General features: G+C 69.7%; 22 protein-coding genes and 1 tRNA gene. All 23 read left to right on the forward strand.

Features of this window, described 5'->3' with window-relative positions:
* Window positions 1-41 precede the first annotated feature (41 nt).
* The 23 genes from GA0070622_RS06265 (at window position 42) to rplW (ending at window position 23,827) form a co-directional block, all read left to right on the forward strand.
* Complete coding sequence (locus GA0070622_RS06265) at window positions 42-488, forward strand: MaoC family dehydratase N-terminal domain-containing protein (RefSeq protein WP_091569995.1); 447 nt, start codon at window positions 42-44, stop codon at window positions 486-488.
* Between the two features lie 2 nt (window positions 489-490).
* A complete protein-coding gene (locus GA0070622_RS06270) occupies window positions 491-883 on the forward strand; it encodes a MaoC family dehydratase (RefSeq protein ID WP_091570006.1) in 393 nt (130 codons plus the stop codon).
* Window positions 884-1,010: 127 nt separating this feature from the next.
* Window positions 1,011-1,083: transfer RNA gene (locus tag GA0070622_RS06275), tRNA-Trp, on the forward strand.
* A gap of 215 nt (window positions 1,084-1,298) precedes the next feature.
* On the forward strand, window positions 1,299-1,688 hold the full coding sequence (gene secE, locus GA0070622_RS06280) for a preprotein translocase subunit SecE (RefSeq protein WP_091570011.1): 390 nt from the start codon (window positions 1,299-1,301) through the stop codon (window positions 1,686-1,688).
* 35 nt (window positions 1,689-1,723) lie between these two features.
* Window positions 1,724-2,446, forward strand: a complete 723-nt coding sequence (gene nusG, locus GA0070622_RS06285; protein WP_091570014.1) for a transcription termination/antitermination protein NusG — start codon at window positions 1,724-1,726, stop codon at window positions 2,444-2,446.
* Window positions 2,447-2,632: 186 nt separating this feature from the next.
* A complete protein-coding gene (gene rplK, locus GA0070622_RS06290; protein WP_091570017.1) occupies window positions 2,633-3,064 on the forward strand; it encodes a 50S ribosomal protein L11 in 432 nt (143 codons plus the stop codon).
* Between the two features lie 88 nt (window positions 3,065-3,152).
* Window positions 3,153-3,869 carry a 50S ribosomal protein L1 gene (rplA, locus tag GA0070622_RS06295; RefSeq protein ID WP_091570020.1) on the forward strand — a complete coding sequence of 239 codons (717 nt, stop codon included), beginning with the start codon at window positions 3,153-3,155 and terminating at the stop codon, window positions 3,867-3,869.
* An 81-nt stretch (window positions 3,870-3,950) separates the two neighbouring features.
* Window positions 3,951-5,057, forward strand: a complete 1,107-nt coding sequence (locus GA0070622_RS06300) for an ATP-binding cassette domain-containing protein (RefSeq protein ID WP_245666132.1) — start codon at window positions 3,951-3,953, stop codon at window positions 5,055-5,057.
* The gene (locus tag GA0070622_RS06305) at window positions 5,054-5,743 is read left to right on the forward strand and encodes a hypothetical protein (RefSeq protein ID WP_091570026.1); all 690 of its coding nucleotides are present in this window, start codon (window positions 5,054-5,056) and stop codon (window positions 5,741-5,743) included. The genes GA0070622_RS06300 and GA0070622_RS06305 overlap by 4 nt, the downstream gene beginning before the upstream one ends.
* A 316-nt stretch (window positions 5,744-6,059) precedes the next feature.
* Window positions 6,060-6,608 (forward strand): 50S ribosomal protein L10, encoded by a 549-nt coding sequence (gene rplJ, locus GA0070622_RS06310; RefSeq protein ID WP_091570029.1) that lies wholly within the window; start codon window positions 6,060-6,062, stop codon window positions 6,606-6,608.
* A 54-nt stretch (window positions 6,609-6,662) separates the two neighbouring features.
* Window positions 6,663-7,052 (forward strand): 50S ribosomal protein L7/L12, encoded by a 390-nt coding sequence (gene rplL / locus GA0070622_RS06315; RefSeq protein ID WP_091570033.1) that lies wholly within the window; start codon window positions 6,663-6,665, stop codon window positions 7,050-7,052.
* Between the two features lie 571 nt (window positions 7,053-7,623).
* Window positions 7,624-11,055, forward strand: a complete 3,432-nt coding sequence (gene rpoB, locus GA0070622_RS06320) for a DNA-directed RNA polymerase subunit beta (RefSeq protein ID WP_091570037.1) — start codon at window positions 7,624-7,626, stop codon at window positions 11,053-11,055.
* An 80-nt stretch (window positions 11,056-11,135) separates the two neighbouring features.
* Window positions 11,136-15,023, forward strand: a complete 3,888-nt coding sequence (locus tag GA0070622_RS06325) for a DNA-directed RNA polymerase subunit beta' (protein WP_091570040.1) — start codon at window positions 11,136-11,138, stop codon at window positions 15,021-15,023.
* A gap of 100 nt (window positions 15,024-15,123) precedes the next feature.
* On the forward strand, window positions 15,124-15,492 hold the full coding sequence (locus GA0070622_RS06330; RefSeq protein WP_176558989.1) for a hypothetical protein: 369 nt from the start codon (window positions 15,124-15,126) through the stop codon (window positions 15,490-15,492).
* A 716-nt stretch (window positions 15,493-16,208) separates the two neighbouring features.
* Entirely contained in the window at window positions 16,209-16,589 is a 381-nt protein-coding gene (locus GA0070622_RS06335) for a hypothetical protein (protein ID WP_091576935.1), read from the forward strand.
* 500 nt (window positions 16,590-17,089) lie between these two features.
* Window positions 17,090-17,464 (forward strand): 30S ribosomal protein S12, encoded by a 375-nt coding sequence (gene rpsL / locus GA0070622_RS06340; protein ID WP_007465318.1) that lies wholly within the window; start codon window positions 17,090-17,092, stop codon window positions 17,462-17,464.
* 1 nt (window position 17,465) lies between these two features.
* The gene (rpsG, locus tag GA0070622_RS06345; protein ID WP_013735957.1) at window positions 17,466-17,936 is read left to right on the forward strand and encodes a 30S ribosomal protein S7; all 471 of its coding nucleotides are present in this window, start codon (window positions 17,466-17,468) and stop codon (window positions 17,934-17,936) included.
* A gap of 75 nt (window positions 17,937-18,011) precedes the next feature.
* Window positions 18,012-20,108: an elongation factor G gene (gene fusA / locus GA0070622_RS06350; RefSeq protein ID WP_091570045.1), complete on the forward strand. Its 2,097-nt coding sequence runs from the start codon at window positions 18,012-18,014 to the stop codon at window positions 20,106-20,108.
* A 223-nt stretch (window positions 20,109-20,331) separates the two neighbouring features.
* Window positions 20,332-21,525: an elongation factor Tu gene (gene tuf / locus GA0070622_RS06355; RefSeq protein ID WP_091570050.1), complete on the forward strand. Its 1,194-nt coding sequence runs from the start codon at window positions 20,332-20,334 to the stop codon at window positions 21,523-21,525.
* A gap of 355 nt (window positions 21,526-21,880) precedes the next feature.
* Window positions 21,881-22,189 carry a 30S ribosomal protein S10 gene (gene rpsJ, locus GA0070622_RS06360; protein ID WP_007073037.1) on the forward strand — a complete coding sequence of 103 codons (309 nt, stop codon included), beginning with the start codon at window positions 21,881-21,883 and terminating at the stop codon, window positions 22,187-22,189.
* Window positions 22,190-22,200: 11 nt separating this feature from the next.
* Window positions 22,201-22,866, forward strand: coding sequence for a 50S ribosomal protein L3 (gene rplC / locus GA0070622_RS06365; RefSeq protein ID WP_091570055.1), 666 nt, complete (start codon window positions 22,201-22,203; stop codon window positions 22,864-22,866).
* Entirely contained in the window at window positions 22,863-23,528 is a 666-nt protein-coding gene (gene rplD / locus GA0070622_RS06370) for a 50S ribosomal protein L4 (protein ID WP_091570060.1), read from the forward strand. Before rplC ends, rplD begins: the two co-directional genes overlap by 4 nt.
* On the forward strand, window positions 23,525-23,827 hold the full coding sequence (gene rplW, locus GA0070622_RS06375) for a 50S ribosomal protein L23 (protein WP_091317975.1): 303 nt from the start codon (window positions 23,525-23,527) through the stop codon (window positions 23,825-23,827). The genes rplD and rplW overlap by 4 nt, the downstream gene beginning before the upstream one ends.
* Window positions 23,828-23,833: the final 6 nt, after the last annotated feature.

Raw genomic sequence — 23,833 nt, forward strand, 5'->3', positions numbered from 1 at the left:
CGCACGGATCGGCGTTCGTGTTTTCCGTGTAGGTTCGCGGCATGTCCCTGGACCCGTCCTTCGTCGGCCGGACCTATCCGCCGACCGCCCCCTATCAGGTGGGCCGAGAAAAGATCCGCGAGTTCGCCACCGCCGTCGGCGCGACCGACCCGGCGCACCACGACCCGGAGGCGGCCCGGGCGCTGGGCCACCCCGACCTCGTGGCGCCGCCGACGTTCCCGGTGATCGTGACCATGGCCGCCAGTCGGCAGATCGTCGAGGACCCGGCGTTGGGCGTCGACTACAGCCGGGTGGTCCACGGCGACCAGCGGTTCGCGTACACCCGACCGGTGGTGGCCGGGGACGAGCTGGTGTGCGCGAACACCATCGAGGAGATCACCAACCGGGGCGGGCACGGTTTCCTGACCACCCGCACCGACGTGAGCACCGTCGCCGGCGAGCCGGTGGTCGCGGTCTGGTCCAAGATCGTCGTACGCGGGGAGGCGTGAGGATGGAACTGCCCGTCCAGACCTACCGGGTGACCCGGGCGGACCTCGTCCGCTACGCGGGCGCCTCGGGGGACTTCAACCCGATCCACTGGAGCGACCGGACCGCCACCGGGGTGGGCCTGCCCGGGGTCATCGCCCACGGCATGTTCACCATGGCCCTGGTCGGCCGCGCGGTCGCCGGCTGGGCCGGCTCGCCGGACGCGGTGGTCGACTTCGGTGTCCGCTTCACCCGCCCGGTGGTCGTGCCGGACACCGACGAGGGCACCGAGATCGAGGTCGCCGCGGTGGTCAAGGAAGTCACCGAGGACGGCCTGACCAGGCTCGACATCACCGCGACGTGCCGGGGCGAGAAGGTGTTGTCGCAGGCAAGGGCGTTGGTCCGGACGACGCGCTGAGGGTTCGCCCGACGCGCGAGGGGTGGACCGGTTGGGAAAGTCGCACGACTACCCGTACACTGGTCCGCCGTGGGGCAAGTGACCCCCGCTCAGCACCTTGTGCCCGGGCGGAGGTGAGTTGCCGCACAGGGGTGTAGCTCAATTGGCAGAGCAGCGGTCTCCAAAACCGCAGGCTGCAGGTTCAAGTCCTGTCACCCCTGCGCCTCAGGCCTGACCGTTCCCGTGGGTCGCGCCGCCTCACCGGCGGCGTCCGGCCCGTGGTGGTGGCACCGGTGGGGTGGTTCCGAGGCATTCGGGGCCCTCCTGGCCGGTCCGCCGGCCGCGGCCCGTCGCGGGACGGTTGGTCCGGCCGGTGTGATCAACACGCCGCGCACGCCGCCCGGCGTGCGACCCCATATCCCGCACGGAGGGCGAAGTGGCCGAGAGCAAGCGGCGCGGCGAGGACGACGGCGACGAGCGTCTGGACGACGCAACCGTCGACGGCGTGGCCGACGACGACGCCACCGACGCGGACGAGCCGGTCTCCCGGGGTGGCACCGCCACCCGTAAGCGGGCCAACGCCGAGCCGACCGAGGGCCGCAAGACCCGCAAGGACACCGAGCGGATCGGGCTCTTCGCCCGCATCGCCCGGTTCTTCCGCGAGGTTGTGGCCGAGCTGCGTAAGGTCATCTGGCCGACCCGCAAGGAGCTGCTGACCTACACGGCCGTGGTGGTCACCTTCGTGGCGGTGATGCTGGCGATCGTGGCCGGCCTGGACTACGGCTTCGCCAAGGCCGTGCTGTGGGTCTTCGGCAACCCCAGCTGACCTGCGGACAGCGATACTGACGGAAGTGAGCGAGCGTGCCTGAGTACGACGAGACCGCCGAGACCCCGGACGAGCAGTCCGCGGTGGCGACGGCGGCCAACAACGAGTCGGTCGAGGCCGCCAGCGAGCCGGAGTTCCCGACCACCGAGCCGGCCCCGGACGAGGACTTCGACCCGGTCGCCGAGCTGCGCCAGAAGCTGCGGTACGCGCCCGGCGACTGGTACGTGGTGCACTCGTACGCCGGCTACGAGAACAAGGTCAAGACCAACCTCGAGACCCGGATCACCTCCCTCGACATGGAGGACTTCATCTACCAGGTCGAGGTGCCGACCCGGGAAGAGGTCGAGGTCAAGAACGGCAAGCGGTCGCAGGTCCAGGCGAAGGTTTTCCCGGGCTACATCCTGGTCCGGATGGAGCTGACCGCCGAGTCCTACTCCTGCGTCCGGAACACCCCGGGGGTCACCGGCTTCGTCGGCGCGACCGACCGGGCCGACCGGCCGGCGCCGCTGAGCCTCGACGAGGTGCTCAAGTGGCTGGCCCCGGCGGTCGAGACCGAGCAGAAGAAGGCCAAGCCCGAGGTCAAGGTCCTCGACTTCGAGGTCGGCGACTCGGTCACCGTCACCGACGGCGCGTTCGCGTCGCTGCCGGCGACGATCAGCGAGATCAACGCTGACCAGCAGAAGCTCAAGGTGCTGGTGTCGATCTTCGGCCGGGAGACGCCGGTCGAGCTGAACTTCAACCAGGTCGCCAAGATCTGACGTACGTCGGCACCGGCGGCGCGCCCTCCCGGGGTGGCCGCCGGTGTGTCGTCTCACCGGCTCGCCCACCTCGGCGAAAACTCGGTAGAGGTTTGCGCTACCCTTTAACGTCGGCCCTCCGCATCGCGCTGACCGTGCGCGCCCGCGGGCGGCGGAGAATCCCAGTTCCAAGCCCCAGGAAGAGACATGCCTCCGAAGAAGAAGCTCGTCAAGACGTTCACGCTTCAGCTGCCGGCGGGCCAGGCCACCCCGGCGCCGCCGGTCGGCCCCGCGCTCGGCCAGCACGGCGTGAACATCATGGAGTTCTGCAAGTCCTACAACGCGCAGACCGAGTCCCAGCGGGGCGACATCGTCCCCGCCGAGATCAGCGTCTACGAGGACCGCACCTTCACCTTCGTGCTGAAGACCCCGCCCGCCGCCCGGCTGCTGATCAAGGCCGCCGGCGTGCAGAAGGGCTCGGGCGTCCCGCACACGCAGAAGGTCGGCTCGGTGACCCGCGCCCAGCTGCGCGAGATCGCCGAGAAGAAGATGGCGGACCTCAACGCCAACGACATCGACCAGGCCGAGAAGATCATCGCCGGCACCGCCCGGTCGATGGGCCTGACCGTCGCCGACTGATCTCGCTCCACCGCTCCACCCGATCTTTCTGTTCGTGGGAGGGCCGCGATCGCCGCGCGCCCGCCAGAGACCACAGGAGTCACCAGAAATGCAGCGCAGCAAGAGCTACCGCAAGGCCGCCGAGGTCATCGACCGGTCGAAGCTCTACACCCCCGCCGAGGCCGTCAAGCTGGCCAAGGAGACCACCAACGTCAAGTTCGACGCCACGGTCGAGGTCGCGATGCGCCTCGGCGTCGACCCCCGCAAGGCGGACCAGATGGTCCGCGGCACGGTCAACCTGCCGCACGGCACCGGTAAGACCGCCCGCGTGATCGTCTTCGCCGCCGGCGCGAAGGCCGAGGAGGCCGTCGCCGCGGGTGCCGACGAGGTGGGCACCGACGAGCTGGTCGCCCGCATCCAGGGTGGTTGGCTGGACTTCGACGCGGCGATCGCCACGCCGGACCAGATGGCCAAGATCGGCCGGATCGCGCGGATCCTGGGCCCGCGCGGCCTGATGCCGAACCCGAAGACGGGCACCGTGACCATGGACGTCACCAAGGCCGTCGCGGACATCAAGGGCGGTAAGATCACCTTCCGGGTGGACAAGCACTCCAACCTGCACCTGATCATCGGCAAGTCCTCCTTCTCGGAGGCCCAGCTGGTGGACAACTACGCCGCGGTGCTGGACGAGGTGCTCCGCGCCAAGCCGTCCGCCGCCAAGGGCACCTTCCTCAAGAAGGTCACCCTCACCACCACCATGGGCCCGGGCGTCCCGGTCGACCCGAAGATCGTGAAGAACCTGCAGGAAGCCTCCTCCGAGGCCTGATCGACGCGTACCGCCCGACGGGGCCCCGCCACCATCCGTGGCGGGGCCCCGTCGGTCTGTCCGCTGTGGCACGCTCGGCGGATGCGGCTCGAAGACGTCTGGCTCCGCTACCACCGGCACGGCCCGTGGGTGCTGCGGCAGGTCGAGGTGGCGATCGGTCCGGGTGAGGTCGCGGTCGTGCTCGGCCGCAACGGCGCGGGCAAGTCCACGCTGCTCCAGCTCGCCGCCGGGGTGCTGCGGCCGACCCGGGGCCGGGTGGCCGACCGGCCGCCGACCGTCGGCTGGGTGCCGGAGCGGTTCCCCGCCGACCAGCCGTTCACCGTCGGGGCCTACCTGTCCGCGATGGGTCGCGTCGCCGGCCTCCCGGGGCCTGCCGCCGACCGGGCGGTGCGGCACTGGGTCGAGCGGCTGGGCCTGAGCCGGTTCCACGGCGTGCGCCTGCCGCAGCTGTCCAAGGGCACCGCCCAGAAGGTCGGCCTGGCGCAGGCGCTGCTGCGGCCGCCCGGCCTGCTGGTGCTCGACGAGCCCTGGGAGGGGCTGGACGCGGCGGCCCGCCAGCTGGTCCCCGAGATGATCGGCGAGGTGCTGGCCGACGGTGGCGCGGTGCTGGTCAGCGACCACCGCGGGGAGACGGTCCGCCTGCCGGGCGCGCGGCAGTGGTCGGTCACCGCCGGCACGCTGACGGAGGCCGTGCCGTCCGATGGCCCGGCCGTCGCGGTGGTCGAGCTGGCGGTGCCGGTCGCGGGGCTGGCCGCCGCCGTCGCCCGGCTGCGTGCCGACGGCCACCAGGTCCTGCGGGTACGCGAGCACGCGGCCCCGCCCACCGTCGGGTCACCGGAGCCGGCCGCGGAGGCCGACGGCTCCGGCGAACGGGCGTTCGCCCCCGAGCCGGGCCCCACCGATCCGCCGGCCGCCGACTCCGACGCCGACCCGGAGGTGCCGGTCGCCGGCTCCGACGCCGACCCGAGGGGGCCGGTCGCCGGTTCCGGTGCCGAGCCGGAAATTCCGGCCGCCGACTCCGACGCCGAGCCGGGGGTGCCGGTCGCCGGTTCCGGTGCCGAGCCGGGGGTGCCGGTCGCTGGTTCCGGTGCCGAGCTGGGGGTGCCGGCCGCAGGCTCCGACGACAACCTGGAGGTCCCGGTCGCCGGCGCCGATCGTTCCGGGGTGGCCTCGGAGGTGGGCCGGTGATCGCCCTGGTCCGGCTGCGGCTGGCCGGCTTCGTGCGGACCGGGCGGGCGCTGGCGCCGGTGCTGGCCGGCCTGCTCGTGCTGGGGATCCTGCACGGCGGCGGTCGGGCCCGGCCGGCGGAGGCCTACGGGGTGTCCGCGGTGGTGCTGTTCCCGGTGCTGGCCTGGCAGACCAAGATCCTGCTGGACGTCGAGCCCGACGTGCAGCGCCGGCTGGCCCGGGTGGTGGTCGGGCCGGTCCGGGAGCGGCTCGCCGGCCTGCTCGCGGCGTTCCTGGCCGGGCTCGCCGTGGTGGTGGTCGCGCTGGCGGTGCCGTGGCCGCTCGGCGGGGTGACGCCGGCCGCCGGGCCGGGGGAGCGGTCAGTCCTCGTCGGGGTGGTCCTCGGGCTCTGGGCGCACCTGCTCGCCCTGCCGGCCGCGGTGGCGCTCGGCGCCCTGGCCAGCCGGGCGATCACCCGCAGCGCGGGCTACGGGGTGGCGGTGCTGGCGGTGGGCGCGGTCGGGGTGGTGGTGTTCGGCCTCTCCGACTCGGTGGCGCCGTGGCTGGTCCCGCCGGTGATGGCCACCGCGCGGGCGGTGACCGGTCCGGTCTCGCCCGGCGCCGGCCTGCTCCTCACGGGGTGGGCGGCGCTCTGGGCGGTGGTGGCGCTGGCCGGCTACTCCTGGGGTCGCCGCACCCGGGCCTGACCCGGGTGGGTGACCGGGAGCACACGGGGCGATTTGGCGCTGCGCGAGGCGTCGCGTAACCTGGTGCGGTAGTTCCACCCAAAGACCGCTGGTCACCGTGCCCGGGCACGGTCGAAGGTCCCGCGACGACGGGCGACCCGCGCAGGGCGGCAAGCGAAACTCGGTGTCACGCACGGTCCGCCGACTGTGCCTGTGCCGCCGGCCCTCGCCCCGTGCGCCCTGCGCCGGGGCTTTTCTCGTTGTCGTGGTGTCTCCGCCGCCGTCGCGAGTTCCTCGTCGCCGGCGTACCAGCTCCGAGCAACGAGAGAGGAGGGACATGGCGGACAAGCCGATCCGGGCCGACAAGGCCACGGCCGTCGCCGAGCTGACCGAGAGCTTCCGCGCCGCGGGAGCCACCGTGCTCACCGAGTACCGCGGGCTCACGGTTTCGCAGCTCACCCAGCTGCGACGCTCGCTCGGCAAGGAGACCAGCTACACGGTCGCGAAGAACACGCTGGCCAAGCGTGCCGCGGCCGATGCGGGCATCTCCGGCCTCGATGAGCTGTTCACCGGTCCTACCGCGCTGACTTTCGTTTCGGGCGACGTCGTCGAGGCGGCGAAGGGCCTTCGCGACTTCGCGAAGGCCAACCCGAAGCTCGTCATCAAGGGCGGTGTCTTCGAGGGCAAGGCCATTTCCGCGGCCGAGGTCACGAAGCTCGCCGACCTGGAGTCCCGCGAGGTGCTGCTGGCCAAGCTGGCCGGTGCCATGAAGGGCAACCTGAGCAAGGCCGCGGCCCTGTTCCAGGCTCCGCTCGCCAAGACCGCGCGTCTGGCGGCCGCCCTGCAGGACAAGCGCGAAAAGGAAGAGGGCGCCGAGGCGGCCTGAGGCCCCGCGGCGCACCCACGTTCTTAGTTTTCACTTGTAGAAAGGACGCCAGACATGGCGAAGCTCAGCACCGACGAGCTGCTCGACGCGTTCAAGGAGATGACGCTGATCGAGCTCTCCGAGTTCGTGAAGCAGTTCGAGGAGACCTTCGAGGTCACCGCCGCCGCGCCGGCCGCGATGATGATGGCGGGCCCGGCCGCCGGCGGTGCCGCCGCCGAGGCCGAGCCGGAGAAGGACGAGTTCGACGTCATCCTCGACGCCGACGGTGGCAAGAAGATCCAGGTCATCAAGGTCGTGCGCGAGCTGACCGGCCTGGGCCTCAAGGAGGCCAAGGACCTGGTCGAGGCCGCTCCGAAGGCCGTCCTGGAGAAGGCCAACAAGGAGACCGCCGAGAAGGCCAAGGCCAAGCTCGAGGGCGAGGGCGCCAAGGTCACCCTCAAGTGACCTTGCGTTGACCTGACGCGCGTCCGGCTCACGTGAGCCGGGGCACACCGCGTCGCGGCGGGCGGTGATCCGGGAACGGATCACCGCCCGCCGTGTTGGTGGTGCCCGACGGCAGTGGCGTGAGCAGGGCGTACAGGTTCCTCGCACCGGCTTCCCAGCGATGCCCGCCGGTAGCCCGTCGGTGGGAAAGACACCCCGAGCGGTAACCGGCCCTTGACGCGGCACCGGCCCGGCAGGCACGCTGACATCAGCAAGACCTTCCGCGCTTGCAACGGCCGCCTCTCGGGTAAGGCAACGGCAGCACCACCGCCGCGGCACCCGAGCGGACCGGCAGGAGCGTCGCGTTCCGAGCGGCCCGGTGGACCCGGTTTTTCGAGGTCCCAGGGCTTGTTCCGCGACGACCTGCGGGGTGGGCTGGACAGCGGTTAGCCTCTCGGCTACACTGCTAGTTTGCGCTGCCTTCCGACTTGACCCCTGCTCGGAAATGTCCGTTTGTGGATATTTCTGGTGGGGTCATTGGAGTGCACGCGTACCAGCCGTTCTGCAGCACCGGTCCTCGGAAGGACGCATCTTGGCAGCTTCCCGCCCTGCGAAGACCAGTCGTACGTCGAGCGCATTCGCGCCCCGCCGAGTTTCTTTCGGTCGGATCACCGAACACCTCGAGGTCCCCAACCTCCTCGCCATCCAGAACGAGTCCTTCGACTGGCTCGTCGGCAACGAGGCTTGGCAGGGCCGGTCGGCGGACGACCCGCACGCACGCTCGGGTCTCGCGGAGATCCTCGACGAGATCAGTCCCATTGAGGACTTCTCCGGCACCATGTCGCTCTCCTTCTCGGCTCCGCGCTTCGACGAGGTCAAGGCCTCGATCGAGGAGTGCAAGGAGAAGGACCTGACCTACTGCGCGCCACTGTTCGTGACCGCGGAGTTCACCAACAACACCACTGGCGAGATCAAGAGCCAGACGGTGTTCATGGGTGACTTCCCGATGATGACGCCGAAGGGCACCTTCATCATCAACGGCACCGAGCGCGTCGTGGTCAGCCAGCTCGTCCGCTCGCCGGGCGTGTACTTCGACAAGCAGCCGGACAAGACCTCCGACCGCGACCTCTCCAGCGTCAAGGTCATCCCGAGCCGGGGTGCCTGGCTGGAGTTCGACATCGACAAGCGCGACACGGTCGGCGTCCGCATCGACCGTAAGCGTCGGCAGGCCGTCACCGTCCTGCTCAAGGCCATCGGGTGGTCCGCGGAGCGCATCCGCGAGAAGTTCGGCTGGTCCGAGCTGATGATGACCACGCTCGAGAAGGACCACATCGCCGGGCAGGACGAGGCCCTGCTCGACATCTACCGGAAGCTCCGCCCTGGCGAGCCGCCGACCCGTGAGAACGCCCAGACCCTGCTCGACAACCTCTTCTTCAACCCGAAGCGGTACGACGTCGCCAAGGTCGGGCGCTACAAGTTCAACAAGAAGCTCGAGCTGGACGTGCCGATCACCACCGGCACGCTCACCGAGGACGACATCGTCGCCACCGTGGAATACCTCTGCCGGCTGCACGCCGGTGAGGAGGGCTACGAGGCCGACGACATCGACCACTTCGGCAACCGTCGCCTGCGTACCGTGGGCGAGCTGATCCAGAACCAGGTCCGGGTGGGTCTCTCCCGGATGGAGCGGGTCGTCCGCGAGCGGATGACCACCCAGGACGTCGAGGCGATCACGCCGCAGACCCTGATCAACATCCGCCCGGTGGTGGCGGCGATCAAGGAGTTCTTCGGCACGTCGCAGCTGTCCCAGTTCATGGACCAGACCAACCCGCTGGCGGGTCTGACCCACCGGCGCCGGCTGAGCGCGCTCGGCCCGGGTGGTCTGTCCCGTGAGCGGGCCGGCTTCGAGGTCCGCGACGTGCACCCGTCCCACTACGGCCGGATGTGCCCGATCGAGACGCCGGAAGGCCCGAACATCGGCCTGATCGGCGCGCTCTCCACCTTCGCCCGGGTCAACCCGTTCGGCTTCATCGAGACGCCGTACCGGAAGGTCATCGACGGTCGGGTCACCGACCAGATCGACTACCTGACCGCGGACGAGGAGGACCGGTTCGTCAAGGCGCAGGCCAACGCCCCGCTGCGGGCCGACGGCACGTTCGCCGAGGACCGGGTCCTGGTCCGCCGTAAGGGCGGCGAGACCGAGGACGTCGCGCCCGGCGCCGTGGACTACATGGACGTGTCGCCGCGGCAGATGACCTCGGTCGCCACCGCGATGATCCCGTTCCTCGAGCACGACGACGCCAACCGCGCGCTCATGGGCGCGAACATGCAGCGTCAGGCGGTGCCGCTGGTCAAGGCCGAGGCCCCGCTGGTCGGCACGGGCATGGAGTACCGCGCGGCCGTGGACGCCGGCGACGTGGTCGTCGCCGAGGTCGGCGGTGTGGTCGAGGACCTGTGCGCGGACTACATCACGGTCCACCAGGACGACGGCCACCGCCGGACGTACCTGCTGCACAAGTTCCGCCGCTCCAACGCCGGCTCCTGCGTCAACCAGAAGCCGGTCGTCTTCGAGGGCGACCGCGTCGAGGCCGGCCAGGTCATCGCCGACGGTCCGTGCACCGACGAGGGCGAGATGGCGCTCGGACGCAACCTGCTGGTGGCGTTCATGTGCTGGGAGGGCCACAACTACGAGGACGCGATCATCCTGTCGCAGCGCCTCGTGCAGCAGGACGTGCTCACCTCGATCCACATCGAGGAGCACGAGGTCGACGCCCGGGACACCAAGCTCGGCCCGGAGGAGATCACCCGCGACATCCCGAACGTCAGCGAGGAGATGCTCGCCGACCTCGACGAGCGCGGCATCATCCGGATCGGCGCCGAGGTCGTCCCCGGCGACATCCTGGTCGGCAAGGTCACGCCGAAGGGCGAGACCGAGCTGACCCCCGAGGAGCGGCTGCTCCGCGCGATCTTCGGTGAGAAGGCGCGCGAGGTCCGTGACACCTCGCTGAAGGTGCCGCACGGCGAGACCGGCACGGTCATCGGTGTGCGTACCTTCTCCCGCGAGGACGGCGACGAGCTGCCCCCGGGCGTGAACGAGCTGGTGCGGGTCTACGTGGCCCAGAAGCGCAAGATCCAGGACGGTGACAAGCTCGCGGGCCGCCACGGCAACAAGGGCGTCATCTCCAAGATCCTGCCGGTCGAGGACATGCCGTTCCTGGAGGACGGCACCCCGGTCGACATCGTGCTGAACCCGCTCGGTGTGCCGTCCCGGATGAACATCGGCCAGGTCCTGGAGACCCACCTCGGGTGGGTGGCCAAGACCGGCTGGAGCGTCGACGGTGACGACGAGGAGTGGAAGCGCCAGCTCAAGTCGATCAACGCGCACGAGTCCGAGCCGGACACCAACGTGGCCACCCCGGTCTTCGACGGTGCCCGCGAGGAGGAGATCTCCGGCCTGCTGGCGTCGACCCTGCCCAACCGGGACGGCAACCAGCTGATCGGGCGCACCGGCAAGGCGCAGCTGTTCGACGGTCGCTCCGGTGAGCCGCTGCCCGACCCGATCGCGGTCGGCTACGTCTACATCCTGAAGCTCAACCACCTGGTCGACGACAAGATCCACGCCCGCTCGACCGGCCCGTACTCGATGATCACGCAGCAGCCGCTGGGTGGTAAGGCGCAGTTCGGTGGCCAGCGCTTCGGTGAGATGGAGTGCTGGGCCATGCAGGCGTACGGCGCCGCCTACGCCCTGCAGGAGCTGCTGACCATCAAGTCCGACGACGTCCTCGGCCGGGTCAAGGTCTACGAGGCGATCGTCAAGGGCGAGAACATCCCCGAGCCGGGCATCCCGGAGTCGTTCAAGGTGCTGCTCAAGGAGCTGCAGTCGCTGTGCCTCAACGTCGAGGTGCTCTCCAGCGACGGTGTGGCCCTGGAGATGCGCGAGACCGACGACGAGGTGTTCCGCGCCGCGGAGGAGCTGGGCATCGACCTGTCCCGGCGCGAGCCGAGCTCGGTCGAAGAGGTCTGAGGCGGTGATTCGGGGGCCGGCTCGCCGGCCCCCGATCCCGCCCGTTAGCTAGCAGTACAGACGACGACATAGGGGACACAGTGCTCGACGTCAACTTCTTCGACGAGCTGCGCATCGGTCTCGCCACCGCCGACGACATCCGTCAGTGGTCCCACGGCGAGGTCAAGAAGCCCGAGACCATCAACTACCGCACCCTCAAGCCGGAGAAGGACGGGCTCTTCTGCGAGAAGATCTTCGGTCCGCAGCGGGACTGGGAGTGCTACTGCGGTAAGTACAAGCGGGTCCGCTTCAAGGGCATCATCTGCGAGCGCTGCGGCGTCGAGGTGACCCGCTCCAAGGTTCGCCGGGAGCGGATGGGTCACATCGAGCTGGCCGCTCCGGTGACCCACATCTGGTACTTCAAGGGCGTGCCGAGCCGGCTGGGCTACCTGCTGGACCTCGCCCCGAAGGACCTCGAAAAGATCATCTACTTCGCCTCGTACGTCGTGACGAGCGTGGACGCCGAAGCGCGTCACCGCGACCTCTCGACCATCGAGAACGAGATCCTGGCCGAGAAGCGGCAGTCCGAGAACAGCCGCGACTCGGAGATCGAGAAGCGGGCCGCCAAGCTCGAGGCCGACCTGGCCGAGCTGGAGGCCGAGGGCGCGAAGGCGGACGTCCGGCGCAAGGTCAAGGAGGGCGGAGAGCGCGAGATGCGCCAGATCCGCGACCGGGCCCAGCGCGAGATCGACCGCCTCGACGAGGTCCTCGACACCTTCCGCAAGCTGGAGCCGAAGCAGCTGGTCACCGACGAGCTGCTCTACCGCGAGCTGCGCGACCGTTTCGGTGAGTACTTCACCGGCAGCATGGGCGCCGAGGCCATCAAGGCCCTGGTCCAGAACATGGACCTGGAGGCCGAGGCGGAGAACCTCCGCGAGACCATCCGCTCCGGCAAGGGCCAGCGGAAGATCCGCGCGCTCAAGCGGCTGAAGGTCGTCGCGGCGTTCCAGAACACCCGGAACTCGCCGCTCGGCATGGTGCTGGACTGCGTCCCGGTCATCCCGCCGGACCTGCGCCCGATGGTGCAGCTCGACGGTGGCCGCTTCGCGACCTCCGACCTGAACGACCTGTACCGGCGTGTGATCAACCGGAACAACCGCCTCAAGCGGCTGATCGACCTCGGCGCGCCCGAGATCATCGTCAACAACGAGAAGCGGATGCTCCAGGAGGCCGTCGACGCGCTGTTCGACAACGGTCGTCGCGGTCGTCCGGTCACCGGCCCGGGCAACCGGCCGCTGAAGTCGCTCTCCGACATGCTCAAGGGCAAGCAGGGCCGGTTCCGCCAGAACCTGCTGGGCAAGCGCGTCGACTACTCCGGCCGTTCGGTCATCGTGGTCGGCCCGAAGCTCAAGCTGCACCAGTGCGGTCTGCCCAAGCAGATGGCGCTGGAGCTGTTCAAGCCGTTCGTGATGAAGCGGCTGGTGGACCTCAACCACGCGCAGAACATCAAGTCCGCCAAGCGGATGGTCGAGCGGCAGCGGCCGGTCGTGTGGGACGTGCTGGAGGAGGTCATCGGCGAGCACCCGGTTCTGCTGAACCGCGCGCCGACCCTGCACCGCCTGGGCATCCAGGCCTTCGAGCCGCAGCTGGTCGAGGGCAAGGCCATCCAGATCCACCCGCTGGTCTGCACCGCGTTCAACGCCGACTTCGACGGTGACCAGATGGCGGTCCACGTGCCGCTGTCCGCCGAGGCCCAGGCCGAGGCGCGGATCCTGATGCTGTCGTCGAACAACATCCTCAAGCCGGCCGACGGCAAGCCGGTCACCATGCCCACCCAGGACATGGTCATCGGCCTCTACCACCTCACCCACCTCACTCCGGGGGGCAAGGGCGAGGGCCGGGCGTTCAGCTCGGACGCCGAGGCGCGGATGGCGTACGACAACGGCGAGCTGCACCTGCAGACCCCGGTGAAGATCCGGCTGCACGACGTGGTCGGTGTCGACAACGGCGCCGGCGCCGAGCCGTGGACCGCGCCCGAGGGCTGGGTCGAGGGCGAGCCGGTGACGGTGGAGACCACCCTGGGCCGGGTCCTGTTCAACGAGACGCTGCCCCCGGGCTACCGCTTCGTGAACTACGAGATCCGCAAGGGCCAGCTCTCCGCGATCGTCAACGACCTCGCCGAGCGCTTCCCGAAGGTGGCCCTGGCGGCCACCCTGGACGGGCTCAAGGAGGCCGGTTTCCACTGGGCCACCTGGTCCGGCGTCACCATCGGCATGGAGGACGTCATCGCTCCGCCGCGCAAGCGGGAGATCCTGGAGCGGTACGAGAAGGAAGCCGACCGGATCGACAAGCAGTACCAGCGTGGTCTGATGACCGCCGAGGAGCGTCGCGGCGAGCTCATCGAGATCTGGACCAAGGCGACCAACGAGGTCGCCAAGGAGATGGACACCGCGCTGCCGCAGGAGAACCCGCTGTGGAAGATGATCAACTCGGGTGCCCGCGGTAACCTGCTCCAGCTCCGGCAGATCGCGGCGATCCGTGGTCTGGTGGCCAACCCGAAGGGTGAGATCATCCCGCGGCCGATCAAGGCCTCGTACCGGGAGGGTCTGTCCGTGCTGGAGTACTTCATCTCCACGCACGGCGCCCGTAAGGGTCTCGCGGACACCGCCCTGCGTACCGCCGACTCGGGTTACCTGACCCGGCGTCTGGTGGACGTCTCGCAGGACGTCATCATCCGCGAGGAGGACTGCGGCACCGACCGGGCCATCCCGATGCAGATCGGCGAGCGCGTCGACGGCAAGCTGGTCGTGCACGAGCACGCCGAGACCAGCGTGCACGCCCGGACGCTGGCCGACGACATCAAGGGGCCGGACGGCACCGTGGTGGCCCACCGGGGCCAGGACATCAACTCCATCGGCGTCGACGCGATCGTCGCCGCCGGGACCGAGACGGTGCGGGTGCGCAGCGTGCTCACCTGCGAGTCGAAGCTGGGCGTCTGCGGTGCGTGCTACGGCCGCTCGCTGCCGACCGGCAAGACCGTGGACGTCGGCGAGGCGGTCGGCATCATCGCCGCCCAGTCGATCGGTGAGCCGGGTACGCAGCTGACGATGCGTACCTTCCACACCGGTGGTGTCGCGGGTGAGGACATCACCCAGGGTCTGCCCCGTGTCCAGGAGATCTTCGAGGCCCGGGTGCCCAAGGGCAAGGCGCCCATCGCCGACACCCCGGGTCGCATCCGGATCGAGGACGGCGAGCGGTCCCGCAAGATCGTGGTCATCCCGGACGACGGCAGCGACGAGATCGTCTACGACAAGATCTCGAAGCGGGTCCGGCTCCGGGCGCACGACGGCGACCACGTCGAGGTCGGCGAGAAGCTCACCGAGGGCACCATCGACCCGCACGAGCTGCTGCGCATCCTCGGCCCGCGCGCGGTCCAGGTCCACCTGACCCAGGAGGTCCAGGAGGTCTACCGCTCGCAGGGTGTGCTCATCCACGACAAGCACATCGAGATCATCATCCGCCAGATGCTCAAGCGGGTGACGGTCATCGACTCCGGCTCGACCGAGTTCCTGCCGGGTGTGCTGGTCGACCGGGCGCTGTTCGAGTCGGAGAACCGCCGGCTCGTCGGCGAGGGCGGCGAGCCCGCCGCCGGTCGCCCGGTGCTGATGGGTATCACCAAGGCCTCGCTGGCCACGGATTCCTGGCTGTCGGCGGCCTCCTTCCAGGAGACCACCCGGGTGCTGACGGACGCGGCGATCCACGCCCGCAGCGACTCGCTGATCGGCCTCAAGGAGAACGTGATCATCGGTAAGCTCATCCCGGCCGGTACGGGCATCAGCAAGTACCGCAACGTCCGGGTCGAGCCGACCGAGGAGGCGAAGGCCAAGGTCTACTCGATGACCGGCTACCCCGAGACCGACTACGGCTTCGGGCCGGCCAGCGGCCAGGCCGTGCCGCTGGACGACTTCGACTTCGGGTCGTACCGCTAAACCGCACGAACGACGAGGCCCCCGGCGGATGCCGGGGGCCTCGTCGCGTCCTGGGCGGCTGGCCGGGAACGGGAGTCCGGATCGGGGCATGATGGAGGGCATGACGACCGTGCCCGGGCAGGTGCCCGTCGTGCCGCAGGCGCAGCGCCATCCGCACGATCCTGAGCCGGTCCGCTCCACCAAGGCCCGCGCCGTCTTCGCCCTCGGTCTGATCGGGGCGCTGACCGGCTTCTTCGTCGGCGGGGTGGTGCCCGCGACGCTCGCGCTCACCCTCGCCCGCCAGGCCCGCCGGGAGGCGTACGCGTCGGGGGGTTACCTGACCGGCGCCGACTGGCTGCGCCGCGGCGAGCGGTTGGCCCGGATCGGTCTGGTGCTGACCGCCGTCGCGGTGGTGGCCGCGGTGGTGATCGGGCTGGTCCGGCACGCCGACGCCTCGTTCGGGCACGACTACGCGCCGAACTTCGACTGACCCGGCGGGGGAGCGGCACCGCGCCCGCCCACCCGGTGGTGACCGGCGACGGTAGCCTGGCCGGTGTCCGCCGCGCGGCGGGTGAGCCATGTGGACAGGAGGACCCCGTGACGGAACCGGCTGCGCCGCCGGGAGGCGACCCGAACCGCCCCGGTGCCGGGCCGGATCCCGCCGCCCCGCCGGCCCTTGAGCCGGTGAGCCCGTGGGCGCCGCCGACCACGCACGGGGAGCGCTCCGCCGGTGCTCCCGGCCCGTCGTCCGGGGCGACCCCGCCCGGGTACGCCCCGACGCCGCCGAGCCCGTCGTCCGCGGGCCCGTCTGAGCCGTTCACGGGAGCGCCGGCCGGTCCGTCCTCGGCCCCGCCCGGCGCACCGCATTCCGGAGCGCCCGCCCCCTGGCCGCCGGCCGGCCCGTACCCGCCCGCCGGCCCGGCTCCGGGGCACCAACCCGGGCACGGATTCCCCGCCCCGGCGCCCGGGACCGGGCACCACCCGGGGCAGCCGGGCCACCTCACCGGCCCGCATCCCGGGAGTGGACCGGGCCAGGGATTCGGGGCGTACCCGGGGAGTGGGCCGGGGTTCGGGGCGTACCCGGGGAGTGGGGCCGGGCACGGCGGCGGGTGGCCGGCTCCGGGGAGCGCGCCCGGCGGCGGCTGGGGCCCGGCCGGGCCGGCGCTGCCGCCGCCCCCGAGTGAGGCGCCCCGGCCGCCGAAGCGGGTGGAGCCGGTCCCGGGCACCCCGTTCGGGGTGGTCCACCTGGACGTGCCGCCGGTCACCTCCGGGCTGGCCATCGGCTCGCTGGTCACCGGCGTCGGCTCGATCCTGGTGTCGCTGCTGGTCTTCTGCTTCGGCGTCGCAGGGCCGGACTACGGCGGAGCGTGGGCGGCCGGGGCGTTCACCCTGCTCGGCGGGCTGGCCGGGGTCGGCGCGATCGTGGCCTGGCTGCTGGCGCGGCGGCAGATCCGGCGTCCGGCCCCGCCGCCGGCGGTCCGGTTCACCGGCGGGGGACTGGCGGTGGCCGGGCTCAGCTGCGGCGCCGCGGGCCTGCTGCTGAGCGTGGTCGGGCTGGCGCTGGCCCTGGTGGTGCAGATCACGTGACGCCGTCGGCGCGTCGTCCGGGGCCGATGACCAGCGCCGACCGGTTTGTCCCGGTGTCCGGGAGGCGGGCGCTGCCGGGGGCGACGGGTCGCACGACGGACGAGCCGGTACACTTGTCATCGTAGGTGCCCATCAGGGGCGCACCGACGATCCGGACGTCGACCGGCGGGGCTGTGAACCAGCTTCTCCGGACCGATCCGTTTTGACCGGCGCGCTTGTGGTAGGTACTCTTTCCCCTTGTGCCCGGGCTCGCCCGGGCAATGCGTGCGTGCGCGGGAACCGGTCAGCCGGTCATCCACTGTCGCACCACCACAGACCCAAAGATCCGGTACGCCGCGCGAGCGAACGCACCGGACCGTGACTCGGGCGACACGCCCGACCGCGGGTGCTGGGGCCTCCGTCAGGCGGCCCTGGTTGGAATGTAGGAGAGCCGTCCATCAGGCCGGCTAGAGCAGACGGCGCGGTCGCCTCGCAGCGGCCGAAGGGAGCGGAGAAACCCGGTGCCCACCATTCAGCAGCTGGTCCGAAAGGGCCGTCAGGCCAAGACGACCAAGACCAAGACCCCTGCGCTCAAGGGGTCTCCCCAGCGGCGCGGCGTGTGCACCCGCGTGTACACCACCACCCCGAAGAAGCCGAACTCGGCGCTGCGCAAGGTCGCTCGTGTCAAGCTCAGCAGCCAGATCGAGGTGACCGCCTACATCCCGGGCGTCGGCCACAACCTGCAGGAGCACTCGATCGTGCTCGTGCGCGGCGGCCGTGTGAAGGACCTCCCCGGCGTGCGGTACAAGATCGTTCGCGGCTCGCTGGACACCCAGGGTGTCCGCAACCGCAAGCAGGCTCGCAGCCGTTACGGCGCGAAGAAGGAGAAGAGCTGACATGCCGCGTAAGGGACCCGCTCCGCGGAAGCCGCTGGTCGCTGACCCGGTGTACAACTCGCCGCTGGTCACCCAGCTGGTGAACAAGATCCTGCTGCGCGGCAAGCGTCAGCTCGCCGAGCGCATCGTGTACGCCGCCCTGGAGGGCTGCCGCGAGAAGTCCGGCACCGACCCCGTCGTCACGCTCAAGCGCGCGATGGACAACGTGAAGCCGACCCTCGAGGTGCGCAGCCGTCGTGTCGGTGGCGCCACCTACCAGGTTCCGGTCGAGGTCCGGCCGGCCCGCGCGACCACCCTCGGTCTGCGCTGGCTGGTGACCTACTCCCGGGCCCGGCGCGAGAAGACCATGGTCGAGCGGCTGATGAACGAGCTGCTGGACGCGAGCAACGGCCTCGGTGCCGCCGTCAAGCGGCGCGAGGACACGCACAAGATGGCCGAGTCGAACAAGGCCTTCGCGCACTACCGCTGGTAACACCTGAGGTTCCGGCGCCCCCGGGCGCCGGAACCGCCACCAGTTGTGTCGAGACGACGATAAGTAGGGATTGAAGTGGCCGCCGCAGACGCGCTCGCCAACGTACGCAACATCGGCATCATGGCGCACATCGATGCCGGTAAGACCACTACCACCGAGCGAATCCTGTTCTACACCGGCATCACGTACAAGATCGGTGAGGTCCACGAGGGCGCCGCCGTCATGGACTGGATGGAGCAGGAGCAGGAGCGCGGTATCACCATCACTTCCGCCGCCACCAAGTGCGAGTGGAAGGGCCACACGATCCAGATCATCGACACGCCCGGCCACGTCGACTTCACGGTCGAGGTGGAGCGGTCGCTGCGTGTTCTGGACGGTGCGGTCGCGGTGTACGACGGCGTGGCCGGTGTGGAGCCCCAGACCGAGAACGTCTGGCGCCAGGCCGACAAGTACCACGTCCCGCGCATGTGCTTCGTCAACAAGCTGGACCGCACCGGCGCGGACTTCTTCCGCTGCGTCCAGATGATGATCGACCGGCTGAACGCCACCCCGCTGGTGCTCCAGATCCCGATCGGCCTCGAGGGCGACCACATCGGCGTCGTCGACCTGGTCGGCATGCGCGCCCTCACCTGGCGCGGGGAGACCCAGAAGGGTGAGGACTACGCCATCGAGGAGATCCCGGCCGAGCTGGCCGACTCCGCGGCGGAGTGGCGCGAGAAGCTGATGGAGACCCTGGCCGACGTCGACGACGCGGTGATGGAGAAGTACCTGGAGGGCGAGGAGATCTCCGTCGAGGAGATCAAGGCCGCCATCCGTCGGGCCACCATCGCCAGCAAGGCCAACCCGGTCCTCTGCGGCTCGGCGTTCAAGAACAAGGGCGTGCAGCCCATGCTCGACGCCGTCATCGACTACCTGCCGTCGCCGCTGGACGTCCCGGCGATCGAGGGCACGGCCACCGACGGCGAGACGCCGATGCAGCGGAAGCCGTCGCCGTCCGAGCCGTTCTCCGGCCTGGCCTTCAAGATCCAGACCGACAAGCACCTCGGCAAGCTCACCTACGTCCGGGTCTACTCCGGCGTGGTCGAGTCCGGGTCCCAGGTGGTCAACTCCACCAAGGACCGCAAGGAGCGCATCGGCAAGATCTACCAGATGCACGCCAACAAGCGTGAGGAGCGCGGCTCCGCCAAGGCCGGCGACATCATCGCGGTCCAGGGTCTGAAGCAGACCACCACCGGTGACACCCTGTGCGACCCGGCGAACCCGGTCATCCTCGAGTCGATGACCTTCCCGGAGCCGGTCATCGAGGTGGCCATCGAGCCGAAGACCAAGGCCGACCAGGAGAAGCTCAGCACCGCCATCCAGCGGCTGGCCGAGGAGGACCCGACCTTCCGCGTCAAGCTGGACGACCAGACCGGTCAGACGGTCATCTCCGGCATGGGCGAGCTGCACCTGGACATCCTGGTGGACCGGATGCGCCGCGAGTTCAACGTCGAGGCGAACATCGGCAAGCCGCAGGTGGCGTACCGTGAGACCATCCGCCGCACGGTGGAGAAGGCCGAGTACACCCACAAGAAGCAGACCGGTGGCTCCGGCCAGTACGCCCGCGTGATCGTGAGCCTCGAGCCGCTGCCCATGGGCAACGACTCGCCGACCTACGAGTTCGCGAACGCCGTCACCGGTGGCCGCATCCCCCGGGAGTTCATCCCCTCGGTGGACGCCGGCGCCCAGGACGCCATGCAGTACGGCATTCTCGCCGGCTTCCCGCTGGTGGGTGTCAAGCTGACGCTGCTGGACGGGCAGTACCACGAGGTCGACTCGTCCGAGATGGCGTTCAAGATCGCCGGTTCGATGGTGATGAAGGAGGCGGCCCGCAAGGCCGACCCCGCACTGCTCGAGCCGATGATGGCTGTTGAGGTCACCACTCCTGAGGAGAACATGGGTGACGTCATCGGCGACCTCAACTCCCGGCGGGGGATCATCCAGGCGATGGAGGAGCGCAGCGGCGCTCGCGTCGTCCGGGCCCTGGTCCCGCTGTCGGAGATGTTCGGCTACGTCGGCGACCTGCGGTCGAAGACCCAGGGCCGGGCTAGCTACAGCATGCAGTTCGACTCCTACGCCGAGGTTCCGCAGAGCGTGGCGAAGGAGATCATCGCCAAGGCGACGGGTGAGTGACGCTCACTCCGAGCTGACCCGGTGATCCGGGGCCGGTCGCGGGAGGGTTCTCCCGCCCGCGACCACCTCGGTCGGGTTGTGTGATTCCGGGCCTGTAGGCTTCATCGCCGCAGAACCCACCAAGGCTCTCCGGCCGTCAGGCCGGAAAGGCTGTCGACAGAGTCCTAAGCGCCGACCGGCGCACCGGGGCGAACGAACCAAGAAAGTCCACAGGAGGACACCAGTGGCGAAGGCGAAGTTCGAGCGGACTAAGCCGCACGTCAACATCGGCACCATTGGTCACATCGACCACGGTAAGACGACGCTGACGGCGGCCATCACCAAGGTCCTGCACGACCAGTTCCCGGACCTGAACCCGTACACGCCGTTCGACGAGATCGACAAGGCGCCGGAGGAGAAGGCCCGCGGCATCACGATCTCCATCGCGCACGTCGAGTACCAGACCGAGGCGCGTCACTACGCGCACGTCGACTGCCCCGGTCACGCCGACTACATCAAGAACATGATCACCGGTGCCGCGCAGATGGACGGCGCGATCCTGGTGGTGGCGGCGACCGACGGCCCGATGCCGCAGACCCGCGAGCACGTGCTGCTGGCCCGTCAGGTCGGCGTGCCGTACATCGTCGTGGCGCTCAACAAGAGCGACATGGTCGACGACGAGGAGCTCCTGGAGCTCGTCGAGCTCGAGGTCCGCGAGCTGCTCTCCTCGCAGGAGTACCCGGGTGACGACCTGCCGGTCGTCCGGGTCTCGGCGCTGAAGGCCCTCGAGGGCGACCCGGAGTGGACCGGGAAGCTCATGGACCTGATGAACGCCGTGGACACCGCGATCCCGCAGCCGGAGCGCGAGACCGAGAAGCCGTTCCTCATGCCCATCGAGGACGTCTTCACGATCACCGGCCGTGGCACCGTGGTGACCGGTCGCGCCGAGCGCGGCATCCTCAAGCCGAACGAGGAGGTGGAGATCGTCGGCATCCGCGAGAAGTCGATGAAGACCACCTGCACCGGCATCGAGATGTTCCGCAAGCTGCTCGACGAGGCCCGCGCGGGTGAGAACGTCGGTCTGCTGCTGCGCGGCATCAAGCGCGAGGACGTCGAGCGCGGCATGGTCGTCATCAAGCCGGGCACCACGACCCCGCACACGGAGTTCGAGGCGACGGTCTACATCCTCTCCAAGGAGGAGGGTGGCCGCCACACCCCGTTCTTCCAGAACTACCGCCCGCAGTTCTACTTCCGGACCACGGACGTCACCGGCGTCGTCACGCTGCCCGAGGGCACCGAGATGGTCATGCCGGGCGACAACACCTCGATGTCGGTGAAGCTGATCCAGCCCATCGCCATGGAGGAGAACCTGAAGTTCGCGATTCGCGAGGGTGGTCGTACGGTCGGCGCGGGTCGCGTCACCAAGATCGTCAAGTGAGCTGGGTAACCCCGATTAGCGTCGCCGCCGGTCGTGCGGCATACTAGTCAGGTTGCGTAACGACGGTCGGTCGCCCGCGTCCGGTTGAGGCTGGACCTCCGGGAGTCAGACTGTCTCGCGTTGGGTGGTTGACCGCCATCGGCGGTCAACCACCCTCGCGCGGCGTTCAGGTCGCGGTCCCCGCGATCGGCGCCATGACCCACCGCGTGGTCAGAGAATCGCTCCGGAGTCCCGGGGCGGAGCCTGGCCCACGGGCGCGACACGCCCGACCGCGGGGGTCGGCGGAAGTGGGCCTGTGCCAGCCGGTACAGGCGCCCGCAACACAGCGGCATCGAGAGAAGGAACAGAAGCCACCATGGCGGGACAGAAGATCCGCATCCGGCTCAAGGCCTATGACCACGAGGTCGTCGACTCCTCGGCTCGGAAGATCGTCGAGACGGTGACGCGTACCGGGGCGCAGGTCGCTGGCCCGGTGCCGCTGCCCACGGAGATCAACCGTTTCTGCGTCATCCGCTCGCCGCACAAGTACAAGGACTCGCGCGAGCACTTCGAGATGCGCACGCACAAGCGTCTGATCGACATCATCGACCCGACCCCGAAGACGGTCGACTCGCTCATGCGCCTCGACCTGCCGGCTGGCGTCGACATCGAGATCAAGCTGTAGGGATCGATCAAATGGACAGGCAAGTCAAGGGGATCCTGGGCGCCAAGCTCGGCATGACCCAGGTCTGGGACAACAACAAGGTTGTCCCCGTGACCGTGGTGCAGGCCGGCCCGTGCGTCGTGAGCCAGGTTCGTAGCGCCGACAAGGACGGTTACTCCGCGGTCCAGCTGGCGTACGGGGCCATCGACCCGCGCAAGGTCAAGAAGCCGGTCGCCGGGCACTACGCCAAGGCGGACGTCGCGCCGCGCCGGCACATCGTCGAGCTGCGCACCTCGGACGCCGCGGACTACTCCGCCGGCCAGGAGGTCACGGTCGAGGAGTTCCCGGCCGGCGTCGTGATCGACGTGACCGGCAAGACCAAGGGCAAGGGCTACGCCGGCCCGATGAAGCGGCACGGCTTCCACGGCCTGCGCGCGAGCCACGGTGTCGAGCGCAAGCACCGCTCGCCCGGCTCGATCGGCGCCTGCGCCACCCCGGGTCGCGTCTTCAAGGGCACCCGGATGGCGGGCCGGATGGGTGGCGTGCGCTACACCGTCCAGAACCTGACCGTCCAGGCGGTCGACACCGAGAACAACCTCCTGCTCGTCCGTGGCGCCATTCCCGGCCCCAAGGGCGCGCTCGTCCTGGTCCGTACCGCGGCCAAGGCGAAGGTGAAGAAGGGCGGTGCGGCCAAGTGACCACCGTTGACGTCCTCAACGTCGAAGGCGGCAAGAGCGGCTCCGTCGAGCTGCCGGCCGACATCTTCGACGCGCAGGCGAACATCGCGCTGATGCACCAGGTCGTGGTGGCTCAGCTCGCGGCGGCCCGGCAGGGCACGCACAAGACCAAGACCCGCGGCGAGGTCTCCGGTGGAGGCAAGAAGCCGTACAAGCAGAAGGGCACCGGTCGTGCCCGCCAGGGTTCGACCCGCGCGCCGCAGTTCGCCGGCGGTGGCGTGGTCCACGGCCCGGTGCCGCGCGACTACAGCCAGCGCACCCCGAAGAAGATGAAGGCCGCCGCCCTGCGTGGCGCCCTCTCGGACCGGGCCCGCGCCGGCCAGGTGCACGTCGTCGAGGCGTTCGTCTCGGGCGAGAAGCCGTCGACCAAGGCGGCTCTGACCACGCTGGCGAAGCTGACCACGGCCCGTCGGGTCCTGGTCGTGCTGAGCAGCACCGACGAGCTGAACTGGGTGTCGCTGCGGAACCTGCGCAACGCGCGGGACAGCCGGGTGCACCTGATCGAGGCCGGCCAGCTCAACACGTACGACGTGCTGGTGGCCGACGACGTGGTCTTCACCAAGGAGGCCCTGGACGAGTTCCTGGGCGTTCCCGCCGAGACCACCGAGGAGGGTGGCAAGTGAGCACGATCGCCGATCCGCGCGACATCATCGTCGCTCCGGTCGTCTCGGAGAAGAGCTACAGCGAGCTGAACCGCAACTGGTACACCTTCCTGGTGCACCCGGACGCCAACAAGACCGAGATCAAGATCGCTATCCAGCAGATCTTCAACGTCCGCGTCCTGACGGTCAACACGCTCAACCGTGAGGGCAAGCGCAAGCGCACCAAGACCGGCTTCGGTCAGCGCAAGTCCACCAAGCGGGCGATCGTGAAGCTGGCTGACGGAGACCGTATCGAGGCCTTCGGCGGCCCGGTCAGCTGAGGGGTG

This window comes from Micromonospora sediminicola (assembly GCF_900089585.1).
Taxonomy (GTDB): Bacteria; Actinomycetota; Actinomycetes; order Mycobacteriales; family Micromonosporaceae; genus Micromonospora; species Micromonospora sediminicola.